Source organism: Novosphingobium sp. TK46, from assembly GCF_055361525.1.
In genome coordinates this window covers 2,524,547-2,541,451 of the sequence record NZ_CM143963.1, presented here as the reverse complement: position 1 = coordinate 2,541,451, position 16,905 = coordinate 2,524,547, and the positions used below count along the sequence as shown (strand labels likewise).

Below are 16,905 nucleotides of genomic sequence, written 5' to 3'. Positions count from 1 at the left end.
CTTCGCCGGCGTGCGCCCGCTTACATCCCCATGATGGAACGACTGACCAAGGTCGCTTCACAACCGACACGGGCTGGCGAACAATCGCGGTCCGCCAGCCAGGAGACACCAATGTCCGATTATACCAGGAAAGGCCTGTGGGGTTCGGCGGGATTTGCCGGCCTGATGCTTGCCGCTGGTGCCGGAGCATACCTGTCGGCCCGACGCGAAAAACGCGATCGATCGCCCGACGACGCGCCCGGCGTAACCGCTCGCCGCAGCTTCGGGGCCTATGACGTGATCGGACGCACGGTCACCATCGCCCGCCCACGCGAGGAACTTTTCACCTTCTGGCGTGACTTCGCCAATCTGTCGACTTTCATGGAGAACATCGTTTCGGTCAGGCCAACCGGCGATGATGGCCGCGCGGTCTGGACGATTTTGGCTCCGGCAGGTCGCACCGTCGAAGTCGAAACCGAGATCGTCCGCGAGGAAGCAGGCGAACTGATCGCCTGGCGCTCGGTGCCCGGCTCCCAGATCGATACCGAGGGGCGCGTGACGTTCGTCGATGCGCCGGGCGAGCGAGGCACCCGCGTCGGCGTTCGCGTGGCCTACAAACCGCCCGCAGGAGAGTTGGGACGCGTCGTGGCCAAGCTGTTCATGCGCGAACCCGAGATCCAGGCACGCCATGATCTGAAACGGTTCAAGATGCTGATGGAGGCAGGCGAAATCGCAACCTCCGCCCGTCGCAAGGACCAGACGCGCGCCGCCAAGCAAGCGGATGCGCAGAACAACTCGAAGCAAGAGGAGAACGCCTGATGCGCGCACTTACCTGGCAGGGCACGCACAAGGTGCAGGTCGATACGGTCGATGATCCCGAGATCGTCAACCCGCGCGATGCCATCATCAAGGTCACCTCCACCGCGATCTGCGGCTCAGACCTTCATCTTTACGATGGCGTCATTCCCGGCCTGATGCCGGGTGACATCCTGGGTCACGAATTCATGGGCGAAGTGGTCGAGACCGGCCCGAAGAGCTCCTTGCAAAAGGGCCAGCGGGTCGTGGTGCCGTTCACCATCAGTTGCGGCCAGTGCTTCTTTTGCAGCACATTGCAGTATTCGTGCTGCTCCAACTCCAATCCGGTCGAGAAGCAGGATATCTCCGCCAACGTCTATGGGCAGGCGATGTCCGGCCTGTTCGGCTATTCGCACATGACGGGCGGCTATTCCGGCGGTCAGGCGGAATACGTCCGCGTACCGTATTCGGACGTGGGCCCGATCGTGATCCCCGATCATCTCGAGGACGAGAAGGTCCTGTTCCTGTCCGATATCCTGCCCACCGGGTGGATGGCGGCCGAGAACGCCGAGATCCAGCCAGACGACACCGTCGCCGTGTGGGGCTGCGGCCCGGTCGGCCTGTTTGCGATTCAGTCCGCGCTGGTCATGGGCGCATCGCAGGTCATCGCGATCGACCATTACCCCCACCGGCTGGAGCTCGCGCGCAAGCTCGGCGCCAAGGTGATCAACTTTCGCGAGAGCAACGTCCTTGAGGCCCTGATGGAAATGTCGGGCGGCATCGGCGTGGATGCAGTGATCGATGCGGTGGGCATGGAGGCCCACGGCTTCGCGATCGACAACATCATGGACACCGCCAAGCAGAAGATCGGCATCGGCGCCGATCGCGTCAGCGCGCTGCGCCAGGCGATCATGGCGGTGCGCAAGGGGGGCCGCGTCTCGATCCCAGGCGTCTATGGTGGGATGGCAGACAAGTTCCCCATCGGCGCGATCATGGAAAAAGGCCTGCAGATCCGCGCCGGACAGACCCACGTCCAGCGCTATACCAAGGACCTGCTCGCCAAGATCGAGGACGGCACGCTCGATACAACCTTCCTCATCAGCCATCGTTTGCCACTCGAACAGGCGGCCGATGGCTACAAGAACTTCAAGGAGCAGCAGGACACCTGGACCAAGGTCGTCCTCAAGCCCGGCATGAGCGCATCAGAAAACACGCCTGGGGAGAACGCCTAATGGCAAAGCATAGCATCGACGCCCTTGACGGGTTCGTCGTCATCACCGGCGCATCGAGCGGTATCGGCCTTGAACTGGCGAAGCTGGCGGCGAAGGACGGCACTTCGCTGCTGCTCGTGGCAGACACCGACCTGACCGAGGCGCAATCCGCTGCGCAGATGGCGGGCGCGATTGCAGTGGAGACGCTGCAGGTCGACCTCGCAACGGATGATGGCGTGGAGCAGGTGATCTCGAAGATCGGCGCACGACCCGTATCTGCATTGCTCGCCAACGCCGGTCACGGTCTGGGCAAGGGCTTCCTGGACCAGGACTGGACCGAGGCGCGCCATGTGATCGACACCAACGTGGTCGGTACCGTGCACCTCATCCACGCGGTCGGCCAGCAGATGCGCAGCCGCAATGAGGGACGCATCCTGGTCACCGGATCGATTGCCGGGCACATGCCGGGTAGCTTCCAGTTGGTCTACAACTCGACCAAGGCGTTCATCGACGACTTCTGCAACGGCCTTGCCAACGAGTTGAAAGACACCAACGTTGTCGTCACTTGCCTGGAGCCGGGCCCGGTCGAGACCGAATTCTTCAAACGGGCGGACATGCTCGACACCAATGCCGGCACCGGCAGCAAGTCCGATCCGGCCGATGTTGCGAGGGACGGCTACAAGGCGCTGCTCGCCGGCGACCTGCAGATCACCAGCGGCTTCATGAACAAGGTGCAGTCGTTCTTCGCCGATATCCTGCCCGACGATCTCATGGCGCAGATGCACCGCCGCATGGCCGAGCCCAAGTCCGAGAAAGCGCGCGAACACACCTGACATGCAAATGGGAGAGCCTCGAAAGGAAGCTCTCCCATCACGTTGCGTCGATGACGTACGGGGCGCACATGCGTTCCGGCACTCTGTGTTCAGTTGGCGGGAGCGTCGCTGGGCGCCGCGGCCTCACCAGCCTTGCGCATGGTCTGCTGGGTGTACGAACCCGGTTCGCCCGCAGGGGCGGCGCTTTCCTGATTGCGCAACGCGTCGGCACCCTCCCTGATGACGGCGACCGCGGTCGGGTCGCTTTGTGCAGCAGCCTTATCCAGTTGATCCGCCTCCCGACGGAGAAGCCTGCTGCGGTTTCTTGCCGCACGCGCTCAACGTCAACGCTGCCCCGATGATCACCGGCGCCAGCGCTCTCGTGCTCACAAACTTTCTCATGACCAGCCTGTACCTTTCTGCCTGCATTGCAATCTAACCGAGGGGATCGCGCGATCGTTCCTCTGTTTCGCAAGCTCAATCACGCCCGTTCGGTCGCCCTCTGCGCGTCCTGGGTTGGCCGTTGCCCGCCATCGAGGATCCGACGGTACAAGGCGAGGTACTCGTCAGCCATGCGATCGACGTGGAACCGGGTTTCGACGCTGCGACGAACGGCAGCCCGGTCCAGCGTCGCCACCTGCTCGACCGCTGCCAGTGCCTCTTCGTGATTGTCGACCAGAAAGCCATTCACGCCATGCTCGATGATCTCCGCCATCGAACCGCGGCGCGAGGCGATCACCGGCGTCCCGCACGCCATCGCCTCGACCACCGACAGGCCGAACGGCTCGTCGAACTCGATCAGGTGCAGCAAGGCGCGCGCGGAGCCCAGAGCCTTGAGCCGGTCGGCACCGCCGACGGGGCCATGATAACGCGCTGTGTCATTCAGATTGGGCGAAACCTCGCGTTCGAAGTAGCCGTGGTCCTGAACGATGCCGTAGAGGTTAAGCCGCCGCCCGCTCTCCGCCGCCACGGCCAGCGCGAGATGTGCGCCCTTGTCGGGGTGCATGCGGCCAAAGAACAGCAGGTCGTCGCTGCCGACGGGATCGAACGGAAAACCCTCGACATCGATGCCATGATGGATCGTCGCCGCATAGCGCAGCCGCGGGTGCCGGTCGGCCTCGCTGATGGCGACGTAGTGCACCCGATCCTGGTATGGCTCGTACATCGGCAGGATCCGGTCTGACGAAAACCCGTGAATGGTCGTCACCATCGGCGTTTTCACCAATGCTGCAAAGGCATGCGCCGGAAAGTCCGCCTGGTTGTGGATCACGTCGAAACGATCGGCCTGCGTGAACAGATGCGCGAGATGACGATGCTCCCACACCTTGGCATCGATCGCCGGATCTTCGCTGTAAGGCGCGGGGACCACGCCATCCAGCTTTCCGGCAGTCTCGCTGTCCTGCGTGGCGAACAGAGTCACGTCCGCACCTTTTCGCACCAGCGCCTCGGTCAGCAGGCTGGTGACGAGTTCCCATGGGCCATAGTGCCGTGGCGGGGTGCGCCAGGCGATCGGAGCCAGCATCGCGATGCGCATGTCAGTGTTCCTCAAGCCGCAGGATCAATCCCTCGTCGCCGCCGACGGTGCCGTCGATCTCGCGAGCGGGCTTGGTCGATGCCAGCGTTTGTGTGGCCTTGAAACCCCTCGGCAGAACATATCGACGGACCTGGCAGCCAAGATTGAGCACGACGAGAAGGGTCTGGTCGCCTTCGACGCGGACGAAGGAAAGCACGTCCTCTTCGGCATCGGTCAACGCGAAGCTGCCAGTCGCCAAGGCGGCCTGTGTACGCCGCAACCGCAGCAACAAGCGATAGAAGTGCAGTAGCGAACCATCGTCCTGTTCCTGCGCGGCAACGTTGCGCACGGACCAATCGTCGTTGAGTGGCAGCCACGGTTCGACGGAGCTGAAGCCGGCGAACGGCGCTTCGCTCCACGGCATCGGCGTACGCGATCGGTCGCGACCGATGTTCAATTCGGGCTGACGGTGATGCTGCGGGTCGCGCATGCGATCGGGCGGGATCGTCACTTCGCCGATACCCAGCTCGTCACCCTGGTACAACGTCGGCGTGCCCCGCAACGTCAGCAGCAACATCGCCGCGACGCGCGCCTGGGCATCCCCGATCCGGGCGGCAATCCGCGGTGCGTCATGGCTGCCGAGCACCCAGTTCGGCCAACCGAACGAAGGCAGCGAGGCTTCGTAGTCGGCAATCACGCGACGCAAGGTGGCGGCATTCCACTCGTTCTCGACAAGCTGGAAGTTGAACGGAAGATGCACTTGCGGCTGCTCGACCGAACCATACCAACGCGCAAGGCGATCGTTGGGCAGGAATATCTCCCCGATAAGCACCCGATCACCATAGCCGTCTGCCAGTCGCCGCATTTCTGCAGAAATAGCGTGGGCCTCGGGCTGGTCTGTCGAATGCGACTGGATCAGTCGATCGCGATCCCGCACCGCCGGAGTCCAGGCCGGGTTCGGCGGATTGTCGAGCAGTTCCTCGTGCTTGACGATGTGCCAGAGCACGTCGATCCGAAACCCGTCCACGCCGCGATCGAACCAGAAGCGCAGGACGTCCATCATCGCCGCGCGTAACGCCGGGTTGCGCCAGTTGAGATCCGGCTGCTCCTTCAGGAAAGCGTGGAGGTAATATTGGCGGGTCGCCTCGTCCCATTCCCAGGCCGCGCCGCCGAAGTCGCTGATCCAGTTGTTCGGCGGACCGCCATCCGGCGCCGGATCCCGCCAGATATACCAATCACGCTTGGGGCTCTCGCGCGACGAGCGGCTCTGGCGAAACCACGGATGCTGATCGGAGCTGTGGTTCGGAACGAAGTCCAGCAGCAGCTTGAGGCCTTGATCGTGAACCGCGCGCAGCAGATCGTCAAACTCGGAGAGATCGCCGAACATCGGCTCCACATCGCAATAGTCCGCTACGTCATAACCGAAGTCCGCCATCGGCGAGGGGAAGATCGGCGATAGCCAGATCGCATCCACGCCGAGCGCGGCGATGTAATCGAGGCGCGACCGGATACCGGCAAGATCGCCGATACCGTCTCCGTTGGCGTCCTGGAACGAGCGGGGATAGATCTGGTAGACCACTCCCCGCTCCCACCAGGGCCTATCGCGTGCCGTTGCCATATCGCACACGAAAGGCGCAGGCCGGTCGATGGTTCCTGCCGACACCCCCCGCACCATCGGCGGAAGCGGACAGCCGCTGATTTTTATGAAGAAATTCGACAACCGCAGGTGACTTTGCGCGTTGTTCGAATGACCATTCGAGGAGCCTGACGATGCCGGCAAAATCCGCAGCGCAGCAAAAAGCGGCCGGTGCCGCGCTCTCTGCAAAACGCGGCGAAACGCCCAAAACCAAGCTGAAAGGCGCATCGAAATCGATGGAGCGATCCATGAGCGAGGATCAGCTGGAAGAGCTTGCCGCGACCAAGCGCAAAGGCAAGCCCGAGCATGACGCCAAGAGCTGATGCTCCACGCGCGCTCGCACGACGACTGGCTAACCGCAATTCGCGCGGGCAATCATGAGCGGGCGTGGGAGTTGAACAGGCAGCAGGCCATGCTGCGATCGCCAGACCAGCGCGACGATCCCACCCTGCCCTATCACCAACGCTGGGTGTGGGATCTGGCTGACCTGGATGATCGCGACGTGCTGGTGCGGTGCTATCACGGGCTTGGCGACACCATCCAGTTCCTGCGCTTCCTTCCTGCTTTGCGCCAGCGGGCCGCAAGCGTCACCCTCGAGATGCAGGGGCGGCTGATCCCCCTTCTGCCCCCAGGTTATGCCGATCGCGTGGTGGCCTTCGATGTCGCCGCTCCCTTGAAGCCGGCCGCGCGCAATCTTGAGATAATGGAGCTGTCATTTGCGTTGAGGCTTGCGCCAGACCGATGCCCGCCGCCGTATCTCGAGGTTGCATCGGCACCCCTGCCGCCCCGTACGATCGGCGTATGCTGCGTATCCGGAGATTGGGACGCCGATCGGTCGGTTCCGCCATCGCTGTTGGCGCCGGTGCTCAACGGTCGCTCCTGCATCAGTCTGGACGCTGCGCCCGGCGGCTTGCCGGTGATCAACCCCGACGGCTGCCCGTTCGACATGGCGCAGACGGCTGCCCTGGTTGCCGGTTGCGCGCTTGTGATCACCGTCGACACCATGATCGCGCACCTGGCCGGCGCGCTCGGCCGTCCGGTGTGGCTGATGCTCAAGCACGAGCCCGACTGGCGCTGGGCACCCGCAACGGGACGTAGCGAATGGTATCCCACGGCCCGCCTCTATGCGCAGGCGGCCCCGGGCGACTGGCCCTCCGTCATCGAGCAGGTGGCGCACGACCTTGAACTATTTTTATCGCCCAAGCCGGAGTTTGTCCGATGAACCAAGTCGTTTGCTGCCCCCAGGTGCCCGTCTCGTGGGGCGAATTGGTCGACAAGATCACCATCCTGCAGATCAAATCACAACGTATCGCGACCGGCGAAGCCCGTGCGAACGTGACGCACGAACTCGGCTCGCTGAGCAGCGTCGCTGGCGCTGCCATCGACAGTCCGATGATCACACCGTTGATCGCGCAGCTGCGGGCCGTCAACGAAGAGCTATGGGAGATCGAAGACAAGATCCGCGAGCGCGAGGCCGCGGCCGATTTCGGACAGCGCTTCGTTCAGCTTGCCCGTTCGGTCTATAAGAAAAACGATCTGCGCGCGACGATCAAGCGACACATCAACGAGGCGCTTGGTTCTGAACTGGTCGAGGAAAAGAGTTACGCGAACTGGCAGACAAACCGCCGTTCAATCCCACAAGTTCAGGTAGCGTAGTTTACCAGCGATGTATGCGAACCGCATTGGCCGACTGGCGCGCATACGTCGAAAGCTGCCCTGGCGATTGCGACCATCCGCACTCGGCCGGATGGCTGGAATCACCTCGTAACACTGTCCCGCATACGTCTGATCGCGGGCTCGGCGATCGCTTGCTCCAGGTCTCGCTCAAGTTGCAGCGCACGCCACTGCGCCGTGTGTGCGCTCAGAACTGCCGCGCGCGCGGCTTCGCCGAAGGAGGTTGCGTCCTGTTGAAGCGCGGCGACAACGTCGTCGGTCGTATCCGCGAGGATGATCGCCCTGCCGGGTTCGAGCACATCTTCGATCCCCTCCCACCTATCCGAGATGATCGGTGTTCCGCAGGCCCCCGCCTCGAACAAGCGGACCGATGGCGACCAGCCTGCCGCTATCATGTCCGCGCGCGTCACGTTGAGCGTGTAGCGCGACTCGGAATAGAACCGCGCATGATCGGCGGGTGGCAAGTGCTCGATCCGCTCGACATTGACGGGCCAATCGATGTCCGCCGGATATTGCGGTCCGGCAACGGCAAAGCGCATCCCGGGGCAACGCCGGGCCGTTTCAATCAGCAGGGTGTTCAAGGTGGGCTGGCGATCGTCGCTGTAAGTCCCAAGGTACGTCAGATCCCACCGCTGCTCCACCGCCAGCGGCTGATAGCGCGTGGCATCGACCGAGCAGTACAGCGCCCGCGCGCTTGGTGAACCGAAATCATGCTCAAGCCGTTCCAGCGTGGGTCCGCCGGTAAACGAGAAATAGATGTCGTAGTCGGGAATGGATTCGGGATTTAGATATTCGAAGTCGTTGCGCGCCAGCTTGGCCAGCGTCACGGGCGTATCGATATCGTAAAAGCAGACGACACCTTGCGCCTCGGCTTGCACGAAAGCCCCGACCGCCACGCCATCGGGCACGTAGGACCCGACGATCACCGCGTCCGCTCCCGCGATCACGTCGCGCCAGTTCGCCAGTTCGTCGACAGAACGATAATAGTCCAGCTTGCAGAAGTCCGGATCCGGCAAGTCGCGATGGTCGGCATACCAAGGCTTGTCTCGTTCCAGGAACAGGATCTGATGCCCCCTTGCCGCGAAGGCGGAAAGCAGTGCGCGAAAGGTCGTGGCATGGCCGTTGCCCCACGCGGAGGACAGCGTCAGCCCCAGAACCACCAGCCTCATGCGACCGGCACTGCGCTGGTCTGCGAAACCTCATGGGACGCACGCAGGATGCGATCAACTTCCACGGCCCGCAATTCGTATGTATGTTCCGCCAGCACGCGCGCGAGCGCGGCCTGCCCGATCGCACGGCCACGATCCTGGGTCAGCTCCGACAGATGCTCGGCAACGTCCTGCCCGTCGCGTGCGACAAGAACTTCCTCGTCGGGCTTGAGGAACTGCTCGATCCCCTCCCACGCATCGGTGATCAGGCAGGCGGCGGCCCCTGCTGCCTCGAACACCCGGGTGGCTGGCGAATACCCAATCCGCGCCATCGAATCGCGCGCCACGTTCAGCACTGCTCGCGGCGTACAGTTAAAGGCGTTATGCTGGCCCGTGCCCACATGGCCGATGTCGCGCACATTGGCGGGCATGGCCTTGTCGTGCCAACCATTGCCGCCGATCAGGAACTTGCGATCGGGCAATACAGCCGCCGGCCTCAGGAAAAACTCTTCCACCCTGGCTTCGCGATCGGGCAGACGATTGGCGAGGAACGCCAGGTCGCAGTCGAAAGCCGGCTCGGCCGGCACCGGATGATGCGTCGCGGGATCCAGCGCATTGTAGATCGGCACGCACCGCGCGGCACCAAAGCCCTCGTAATCCCGGATCACGGGAGGTCCGCCGCCATACGTTAGCACCATGTCGAGATGGGGCAACGCCTTGCACACCGGGTGATCGGCATCGCCCCGCATCTCGTCGAGCGTCGCGGCGGCATCGACGTCCCAGTATATCTTGATCGCGTCCGGTCGCGCGTTGGCGATCACGCCTTCAAGCAGTTCCTTGTCGAACACGCCCACGCCGTTCGCCTTGACGACGACGTCGGCATGCGCCGCCTCCGCCAGAACGCGGCGCAATGACGCTTCATCGGCATCATAGACGACCGATCGCACCCATTCGGGCGGCTCGATGTCGCGGTGTTGCTGTCGGCCAAAAGCATCCGGCTCGTAAAACGTGATCTCGTACCCACGGGCCGCCATCGCCGAAAGGATCCCGCGATAGTAAGTCGCCGCGCCGTTCCAGTACGACGACAGCAGGCTCGAACCATAGAATGCGATCTTCAAGCGGGGCCTCCTGCCGCAGATAGGGAAGGTCTCAGGGTCGCGACGATCGCCAGCAGCTCGTCGACACGGTGCGCGCATGTATGCCGCGCCAGGATGATCTCCCGTCCGCTAGCCACCAGCGTCTCCTGCAACGCGGCATCGTTCTTCAAGTCGAGCAGATGCCTCGTCATTTCGCGACCGTCCCGCGCGACGAGGTAATCCTGCCCCGGCCGAAACAGGCCCTCGGCGTCATCCCAAGGTGCGGATACCAGCGGAATGCCGCAAGCCAGTGCCTCGAAGACGCGGATCGTCGGGATACCCGGCAGGATGGTGGAGTAGTAGCGACGCGGCACATGCACCGTCGCGAGATGGCGCGAAAAGATCCCCGGCGCTGCGGCATTGGCCGCCCAGCCGTGGTAGCGCACCGCATATCGGTCGAGCAGGGCGCGGGCCTCGGGGGGATAGCGGACGCCGTAAACATCGAGCGAGAGGTCTGCCGCTTGCGCAGGCTCGAACAGAAAGTCCTGCAACTCCTGCGTGCGCTCGCCATCGCCCCAGTTACCGATCCAGACCAAGCCTTCGCGTGGCACGTCTTGAGCAGGAGGCCGAAACCGGCGCACGTCGGCAGCCTCGTGCCATGTCCATACCCGGTTGCCCCAACCGCGATCCCGATAGACCGCGCTCAATGTCTCGCCAAAAGCCAGCACGCCATCGTAGGATGACAGATCGTAAGCCTGCATCTCGTCAGGGGCGCTGACCGCGCGATGATGAGTGTCGTGGAACAGCAGCAAGTATCCAGCACCCTGAGCCCTGGCTTCGCCCAGGGCAGCGACAAGTGCGTGATCGTTCCATTCATGCACGATGACGAGGTCCGCACCTTCGGCCAGCGCCACTACGTCATCGTCCTTCCCGTAGCGCATCGAGGAGAGGCCGGGATAGGCCTCGCGATAGGCGTTCAGGCCCTCTTCGCCATGATCGGCGACAAGATTGGCCCGGCTCCAAGCATCGTGCGGCTCATAAACCCGCACGTCATGGCCCCGGCCGATCAGATCGTCGAGCACGCCACGAAGAAAGTGGGCGTTACCGTGGTTCCAGCAGGAATCGAGCGAATGCGTGAAGTAGACGATTCTCATGCCGCCAACCTTTCGGCCAAAAGATCGCGGTAGATCGTCGCCATCGCGGTAGCCATTCGCTCGGGCGTGTAGGCAAGCGCCCGCTCACACGCGGCCCTCCCCATGGCGGCGCGCTGTTCGTCCGAAAGCAGGATCTCGTTTATCGCAGCGGCAAAGCCGGGCGCGTCCGAAGCAGGCACGAAGGTGGCGGCGCCATTCCAGAGCTCGCGGAACGTCGGGATGTCCGAGAGTACGAGAGGACAGCCCGCAGCCGCCGCTTCCAGAACCGCCAGGCCGAACGGCTCGAACGTCGCAGCGGACACGAACACCGGGCGCGCTTGCATTTTTGCAGCAAGCGCAATGTCGTCGAGGTGGCCGAGCAGTTCGAGATGCTCGACCCGCGCGGTCTCGCCATGTGGCGCCGTTATGTGACCGGCAGCGCGAAATGGAACGGACAGCGCTGCAGCGGCGGCATCGAGCGTACGAACGTTCTTGACCTCGTCCCACAGCCGTCCGGCGGTCAATGCCTCGTCGACCCCCGGCACATCGGTGCGAGCGCCGGGCGGAGTGCGACCGTTGTGCACGACCAAAGGCACACCGTTGAGTCCGAATACGCGGCAAAGTACATCCGCGAAGGAGGCGGTCGGCGCGATCACGCGATCACTGGCGCGCAAGCCCTTCGCCATCATGTCACGATGCCACGTAAACGTTTCATCCAGCGGCTGATCGCCGCGCGCCGCATCCCACCACGTCGCCAGACAGCCATGCGCGACCGCGACGATCGGGACTGGCCAGACGTGGCTGGCCGCGAGCGCGGGAGAGTTTAGGTGCACCAGATCGACGTGTTCGCGTCGAGCGATCCCCGACAGGGTGACGGCAGCCTGTCGGGTCGATCCCGCATCGCTGAGCCAATCGAGCGGCAAACCGGTTTCAATCAATTGCAGGCCGGCAATGCGCTGCACGTCCTGCCACTGATCTTCGCGGCAATTGGGCCCGAGAACGGCCAGAACGGTATCGACACCCACTGGCTGCAGCGCGCGGGCCAGTTCGGTTGCATATTGCCAGACGCCACCGACGGCATCGACCGTCATGAGGATCCTGACCGGCGCGCCCGTCATCAACCGTGCCCGACTGCCGCCAATGGGATCGAAGCAGCCGGAGCAACGAGATCGCGCTGCTCGGTCAGCCAGTCGGCCAGCCGGGCCACGCCGCTGCGCCAATCCCGCTTTGCAGGCAGGCCCAACGCCGCGTCGATCGCGCGGGTGTCGGCGACGAACCAGCGTTGGTCACCCTGCCGCCACTCGGACGTTTCGATCGCCACTTTGCGGCCCAGCGTATCGGCGATGTGGCCAAGAAGATGGTGCAGCGAAACAGCATTTTGCGGGCCCCCGCCCAGATTGAAGACCTGGCCCTTGATCCTGTCGATCGCCCGCAATGCGCCGACATAGGCGGAGACGGCGTCGCCGACATAAAGGATATCGCGCACCTGGTGACCATCGCCATATAACGTGATCGGGCTACCCTCGATCGCACGAATGAGGAAATGGGCGACCCAGCCCTGATCTTCCGTCCCCATTTGCCGCTCGCCATAGACACAGCTCATCCGCAACACCGCGGTTGGCAGGTCATAACTGCGGGCATAATCGAGTACGTACTGATCGGCGGCGCCCTTCGAACAACCATAGGGCGTGTGGAAGTCCAGCGGCTGCGTTTCGGGCACGCCATGAGCCGCCAGCATCGCATCTTCGGGATAGTGCCCCCGGTCGGTCATTTCCGAGCCGAACTGCACGAGATCGCCATAGACCTTGTTGGTCGAGGCAAAGATGACCGGAACGGGAACGCTGGCCAGCCTTGCGGCCTCGAGAAGATTGAACGTGCCGTTGATGTTGATCGCAAGGTCCGCTGCCGGATCCACCATGCTGGTCGTGACTGCGACCTGGGCGGCGAAGTGGTATGCCGCGTGCACCCCTCGCACGGCCGCCGTCAGCTTGTCAGCCTCGCGGATGTCAGCAATCACAGGCTCGATCAGATCGCCATGACGCTGGCACAGCCATTCCAGATTGCGCTCGACGCCCGGCCGAGCAAGCGCATCGAATATTCGCACGCGATACCCATCTGACGCCAACCTGTCGGCAAGGTTGCTGCCGATAAACCCGGCACCGCCGGTGACCAGGATCGTCTGCGTCATGCCACCAATCCACGGGCTTCAAGTTCCTGGCGTGCCTTTGCGACATGGTCGGTGGCGGTTTGCTGGCCGACCCATTCGGCGAGTTCGGCCAGACCCAGGGCGAAATCCTCGGTCGCCTCGATACCGAGTTGCTCACGCGCATTGCCGGTGTCGCAGAAGCAATGGCGGATATCGCCGATGCGCGCCTTGCCGACGATCTCGGCGGTAAGATCGTTGCGCCCCATCGCGCGGGCCAGTTCCTCGGCAACCTCGCGCACGGAGAGGTCTCGCCCGGACCCCACGTTGTACGTGCCGCCGGGCGCTCGTGGATTCTCCAGCGCCTCGGCGAATGCCCTGGCAACGTCGCGCACATGCACGAAGTCACGACGTTGCTCGCCGTCCTCGAAGATCATCGGCGCCTCACCATTGAGAAAACGAGAGGCGAAGATCGCCAGAACACCCGTATAAGGATTGGAAAGCGCCTGCCCGGCGCCGTAAACATTGAACAACCGCAGGCACACACCTTCGATGCCGTAAGGTGGCGCCATGATGTGAGTTGTGCACTCCTGCACATACTTGTTGAGCGCATATATCGAGGAAAGGTTGGGCCTCTTCCACTCAGGCGTAGCGACGGGTTTTAAGGGACGGCCCTGCTTGTCGAGGGGCTCCCAATTCGCCTGCCCATCGTGCAAGGCAAGTCGTTGCGCGTCTTCGACCAGATTGCCGTCGAGATCCTCGTAGAGCCCCTCGCCATAGATGCTCATCGAAGAGGCTGTCACCACGCGACGGACGGGATGATCGATCAGCCGCTCGAACAGGACTGCTGTGCCCACGTCGTTCGTCGAAGTGTAGCGCTCGACCTCATACATGGATTGACCAACGCCAACCTCGGCAGCCAGATGGATGACGCTATCGACGCCCTTGAGGGCTGCAGCGACTGCATCACCATCGCGTACATCGGCTTCGATCAATTCGATCTCGGGCTCGAGGAACGGTGGCCGCCCACCGCTGCCCCTCAGATCCGCGCCATGAACTTGCTCGATCAGGCTATCTAGCGCGATCACCCGGTGGCCGCGCTGCAAAAGCTCACGACCGACATGGCAACCGATGAACCCTGCTCCGCCAGTAATGAGTACTGTTTCGCTCATACGCCCCCATCGATCAAAACCACGGCGAGATTAAAGCACCTTCATCCTCATTGTTCCAGAAGAAGATGAAGCACGTATGGACCTTAACATTTGTTATCTGTACTAGGCTTCTGTTCTATCGATATCGGCGGACAGTCGAAAGATAGCAACAATCCAGCTGCTGACTGGTGACTTTCAGGAACTAAGCTTCTAGCCTTTGGTTCTGTCGACGCTGCGACAAGCGCGGCTCAGATCAAAGGAGGCGATGTGACTGCGACGATCCTGCTGATCCGTCATGCAGCGCATTCGCATCTTGGCCACATACTCTCAGGTCGTTCGCCCGATATCGCACTCAGCGGCGAAGGCCGATTACAGGCAGCCAGGCTCGCCACACGCCTGGGCCGCGAGACGCTGAGCGCGGTTTATTCCAGCCCGGTGCAGCGCGCATGCGAAACGGCACAGGCCATCGCCACGAGACATCCGGGGCTTACGGTCGAGGCCGTGCCCGCGCTGGACGAGCTGGACTTCGGCGAATGGACCGGTCGATCGTTCGCGGAATTGGCCGATGACCCTCGCTGGACCATCTGGAACGAAGCACGCTCCTGCGCCACCGCACCCGCTGGCGAAAGCATGCGCGCAGCGCAACGGCGCGCCTGGGCTCATGTCTCCCGTTCGGCGCGGCTTCACGCCGGGCGAACGATCGCCATGGTAAGCCATTGTGACATCATCCGCGCCATCGTGGCGCAAGTGCTTGGCCTGTCGCTCGACCATTATGGCCGGTTTGACATCGATCCGGCTTCGATCACGCATATCGCGGTGGGAGATTGGGGTGGAAGGATCCTGCGAATCAACGAGACCATCAATGAGTGATCGAACCATATCGACGGACGCAAATCAGGCACGATCGCTGCACAGGCAGGTGGAGCAGCTTGGCCCATGGTTCCAGAACATCGATCTTGGCGCTGGCGTGCTGACTGCGCCGCACCATTTCCTCGGTGACTACCCGGCCTTCAAATTCCGCGGGTTCGCGCACGTCATTCCTGAAGATCTGAGTGGCAAAAGCGTGCTGGATATCGGTTGCAACGCCGGCTTCTACACCATGGAGATGAAGCGGCGTGGCGCCAGTCGTGTTCTGGGCGTGGACAGCGATGATCGCTACCTCGCTCAGGCACGCTTTGCCGCTGCAACGCTTGGGTTTGCCGACATCGAGTTCCGCAATCTATCGGTCTATGATGTCGCGACCTTGGGCGAGAAGTTCGACCTCGTGATCTTCATGGGCGTATTGTATCATCTGCGCCATCCGCTGCTGGCGCTCGACCTGATCCGCGAACACGTCGCCGACGACATGATGCTGTTCCAGACGATGCAGCAAGGTTCGGTGGACGTGTTGCAGGTTCCCGAGGATCATCCGTTCCACATTCCCGGCACCAGCACGCCTCCTACTTGCTTCGAAAATCCGGCATATCCGAAAATGCATTTCATCGAGAAGTCTTTCGCCAACGACTGGACCAATTGGTGGGCGCCCAATTCGGCATGCAGCCAGGCCATGCTGCGCGCCGCCGGCTTCGCCATCGAGGCGCAGCCCGAGCCTGAAGTGTACATGTGCCGCACGGTGCCCGTTCCATACGCGGAATTTGGATCGGCGGTAGTCTATCCGGCGGCAGGATCCGCGAAAAAGCAAGCGACCGAGGTGAATACGAAGTGATCGAAGCGGCGATGATCTGGAACGAGCCCAACAACAAGTCGCACTGGGATCCCCAGTTCGACCCCGACTGGAGCGTCTATGGCGATCTCGTCAAGCGCGCCGGGCAGGCCATCCACGCGGCCAATCCCAACATTTTGCGCGTACTGGGCGGGATGTCACCGATCGATCCGTCCTGGGTGAACCGCATGCGTGGGCACGGCGCTCTCGAAGCCGTCGATGTCGTTGCGGTCCATGGTTTCCCGCTCGACTGGAACCTGTGGCCGATCCACGACTGGCCCACCAAGATCGCGGAGATCGAGGCCGCCTGCCCCGACAAGCCGATCTGGGTCACCGAAGTCGGCGTCGGTTCGTTCGGTGCCGAGGAGGTGCAGGTATTCGGTGTGAACCGCACAGCCGAATTGCTGATCGGACGGGTGCCCCGCATCTTCTGGTACTCGCTATACGATCTGCCGCAGGAATGGGGCGCGACTACCCGCCACCGCGAGGCCGAGGGATCGAGCTATTATCGCCACTTCTACATGGGCCTGATCCGCGAGGACGGCACGCCGAAGCCCAGCCTGGACGACTACGCGAAGGTCGCTGGCAAGATGGGTCTTATGCAGTGGTTCCACTTCGAAGACCCACGGCTCGACGATGCCGTGGCCTGGATGAAGCGACTCGGCACGCGGCATCTGCGTACGGGGCTATCGTGGGCGGACAGCTTCCGCCCCAACGCCCTCGATTGGTTCGATCGCCAGATGGAAGCGCTTGCCGACTTCGACGTGACGGTCACCTTCTGCTTCACCCCAGAGCACCTCGGTGCCGGCGCGCACCACACAAGCCCGCCTTTCGAGACGCAAGGGTTCGCCGACTTCTGCGGGCAGATGATCGAGCGCTATGCGCCGGCGTCAGTCATGCCGGCCTCCCCCCTTCAGCCCGCCGTAGTCTGA

The 16,905-nt window shown here is 62.9% G+C and carries 17 protein-coding genes; 9 read left to right on the top strand and 8 right to left on the bottom strand.

Going from position 1 to position 16,905, the window contains the following annotated elements; genetic code table 11:
• The first annotated feature begins 111 nt into the window (after positions 1-111).
• From ACXJ1Z_RS12145 to ACXJ1Z_RS12135, 3 genes are read left to right on the top strand one after another with little or no spacing between them, the layout of a single operon-like run.
• Positions 112-798 (top strand): SRPBCC family protein, encoded by a 687-nt coding sequence (locus ACXJ1Z_RS12145; protein ID WP_463776954.1) that lies wholly within the window; start codon positions 112-114, stop codon positions 796-798.
• Positions 798-2,006, top strand: coding sequence for a zinc-dependent alcohol dehydrogenase (locus ACXJ1Z_RS12140; RefSeq protein WP_463776953.1), 1,209 nt, complete (start codon positions 798-800; stop codon positions 2,004-2,006). Before ACXJ1Z_RS12145 ends, ACXJ1Z_RS12140 begins: the two co-directional genes overlap by 1 nt.
• Positions 2,006-2,818 (top strand): SDR family NAD(P)-dependent oxidoreductase, encoded by an 813-nt coding sequence (locus ACXJ1Z_RS12135; RefSeq protein WP_463776951.1) that lies wholly within the window; start codon positions 2,006-2,008, stop codon positions 2,816-2,818. The genes ACXJ1Z_RS12140 and ACXJ1Z_RS12135 overlap by 1 nt, the downstream gene beginning before the upstream one ends.
• 460 nt (positions 2,819-3,278) lie before the next feature.
• On the opposite strand, the gene ACXJ1Z_RS12130 is transcribed toward ACXJ1Z_RS12135, so the two are convergent.
• Entirely contained in the window at positions 3,279-4,331 is a 1,053-nt protein-coding gene (locus ACXJ1Z_RS12130; protein WP_463776950.1) for a glycosyltransferase family 4 protein, read from the bottom strand.
• 1 nt (position 4,332) lies between these two features.
• The gene (locus ACXJ1Z_RS12125) at positions 4,333-5,928 is read right to left on the bottom strand and encodes an alpha-amylase family glycosyl hydrolase (RefSeq protein WP_463781240.1); all 1,596 of its coding nucleotides are present in this window, start codon (positions 5,926-5,928) and stop codon (positions 4,333-4,335) included.
• 152 nt (positions 5,929-6,080) lie between these two features.
• Between ACXJ1Z_RS12125 and ACXJ1Z_RS12120 the strand changes: the two genes are divergently transcribed.
• The 3 genes from ACXJ1Z_RS12120 to ACXJ1Z_RS12110 all read left to right on the top strand — a co-directional run bounded on the left by ACXJ1Z_RS12120 (position 6,081) and on the right by ACXJ1Z_RS12110 (position 7,602).
• Positions 6,081-6,269: a DUF3008 family protein gene (locus ACXJ1Z_RS12120; protein ID WP_463776949.1), complete on the top strand. Its 189-nt coding sequence runs from the start codon at positions 6,081-6,083 to the stop codon at positions 6,267-6,269.
• Positions 6,270-6,358: 89 nt separating this feature from the next.
• The gene (locus ACXJ1Z_RS12115; protein WP_463776947.1) at positions 6,359-7,168 is read left to right on the top strand and encodes a glycosyltransferase family 9 protein; all 810 of its coding nucleotides are present in this window, start codon (positions 6,359-6,361) and stop codon (positions 7,166-7,168) included.
• A gap of 44 nt (positions 7,169-7,212) precedes the next feature.
• Positions 7,213-7,602 carry a DUF6165 family protein gene (locus ACXJ1Z_RS12110; RefSeq protein ID WP_463776946.1) on the top strand — a complete coding sequence of 130 codons (390 nt, stop codon included), beginning with the start codon at positions 7,213-7,215 and terminating at the stop codon, positions 7,600-7,602.
• A gap of 101 nt (positions 7,603-7,703) precedes the next feature.
• Here the strand turns inward: ACXJ1Z_RS12110 and ACXJ1Z_RS12105 are convergent, their stop codons facing one another.
• Genes ACXJ1Z_RS12105 through ACXJ1Z_RS12080 form a run of 6 tightly spaced genes read right to left on the bottom strand, consistent with a single transcriptional unit; the run spans position 7,704 to position 14,292 of the window.
• The gene (locus tag ACXJ1Z_RS12105) at positions 7,704-8,789 is read right to left on the bottom strand and encodes a CgeB family protein (protein ID WP_463776945.1); all 1,086 of its coding nucleotides are present in this window, start codon (positions 8,787-8,789) and stop codon (positions 7,704-7,706) included.
• On the bottom strand, positions 8,786-9,886 hold the full coding sequence (locus ACXJ1Z_RS12100) for a CgeB family protein (protein ID WP_463776943.1): 1,101 nt from the start codon (positions 9,884-9,886) through the stop codon (positions 8,786-8,788). Before ACXJ1Z_RS12100 ends, ACXJ1Z_RS12105 begins: the two co-directional genes overlap by 4 nt.
• Entirely contained in the window at positions 9,883-10,998 is a 1,116-nt protein-coding gene (locus tag ACXJ1Z_RS12095; RefSeq protein WP_463776942.1) for a CgeB family protein, read from the bottom strand. Before ACXJ1Z_RS12095 ends, ACXJ1Z_RS12100 begins: the two co-directional genes overlap by 4 nt.
• The gene (locus ACXJ1Z_RS12090; protein WP_463776940.1) at positions 10,995-12,068 is read right to left on the bottom strand and encodes a glycosyltransferase family 4 protein; all 1,074 of its coding nucleotides are present in this window, start codon (positions 12,066-12,068) and stop codon (positions 10,995-10,997) included. The genes ACXJ1Z_RS12095 and ACXJ1Z_RS12090 overlap by 4 nt, the downstream gene beginning before the upstream one ends.
• A gap of 26 nt (positions 12,069-12,094) precedes the next feature.
• Positions 12,095-13,165: an SDR family NAD(P)-dependent oxidoreductase gene (locus tag ACXJ1Z_RS12085; RefSeq protein ID WP_463776938.1), complete on the bottom strand. Its 1,071-nt coding sequence runs from the start codon at positions 13,163-13,165 to the stop codon at positions 12,095-12,097.
• Positions 13,162-14,292, bottom strand: a complete 1,131-nt coding sequence (locus ACXJ1Z_RS12080) for an NAD-dependent epimerase/dehydratase family protein (protein ID WP_463776937.1) — start codon at positions 14,290-14,292, stop codon at positions 13,162-13,164. Before ACXJ1Z_RS12080 ends, ACXJ1Z_RS12085 begins: the two co-directional genes overlap by 4 nt.
• A 246-nt stretch (positions 14,293-14,538) precedes the next feature.
• Here ACXJ1Z_RS12080 and ACXJ1Z_RS12075 point away from each other — a divergent pair, with 246 nt between their 5' ends.
• Genes ACXJ1Z_RS12075 through ACXJ1Z_RS12065 form a run of 3 tightly spaced genes read left to right on the top strand, consistent with a single transcriptional unit; the run spans position 14,539 to position 16,905 of the window.
• Positions 14,539-15,141 carry a histidine phosphatase family protein gene (locus tag ACXJ1Z_RS12075; RefSeq protein WP_463776935.1) on the top strand — a complete coding sequence of 201 codons (603 nt, stop codon included), beginning with the start codon at positions 14,539-14,541 and terminating at the stop codon, positions 15,139-15,141.
• Positions 15,134-15,976 carry a TIGR04290 family methyltransferase gene (locus ACXJ1Z_RS12070; protein ID WP_463776934.1) on the top strand — a complete coding sequence of 281 codons (843 nt, stop codon included), beginning with the start codon at positions 15,134-15,136 and terminating at the stop codon, positions 15,974-15,976. Before ACXJ1Z_RS12075 ends, ACXJ1Z_RS12070 begins: the two co-directional genes overlap by 8 nt.
• A complete protein-coding gene (locus ACXJ1Z_RS12065; protein WP_463776932.1) occupies positions 15,973-16,905 on the top strand; it encodes a glycoside hydrolase 5 family protein in 933 nt (310 codons plus the stop codon). Before ACXJ1Z_RS12070 ends, ACXJ1Z_RS12065 begins: the two co-directional genes overlap by 4 nt.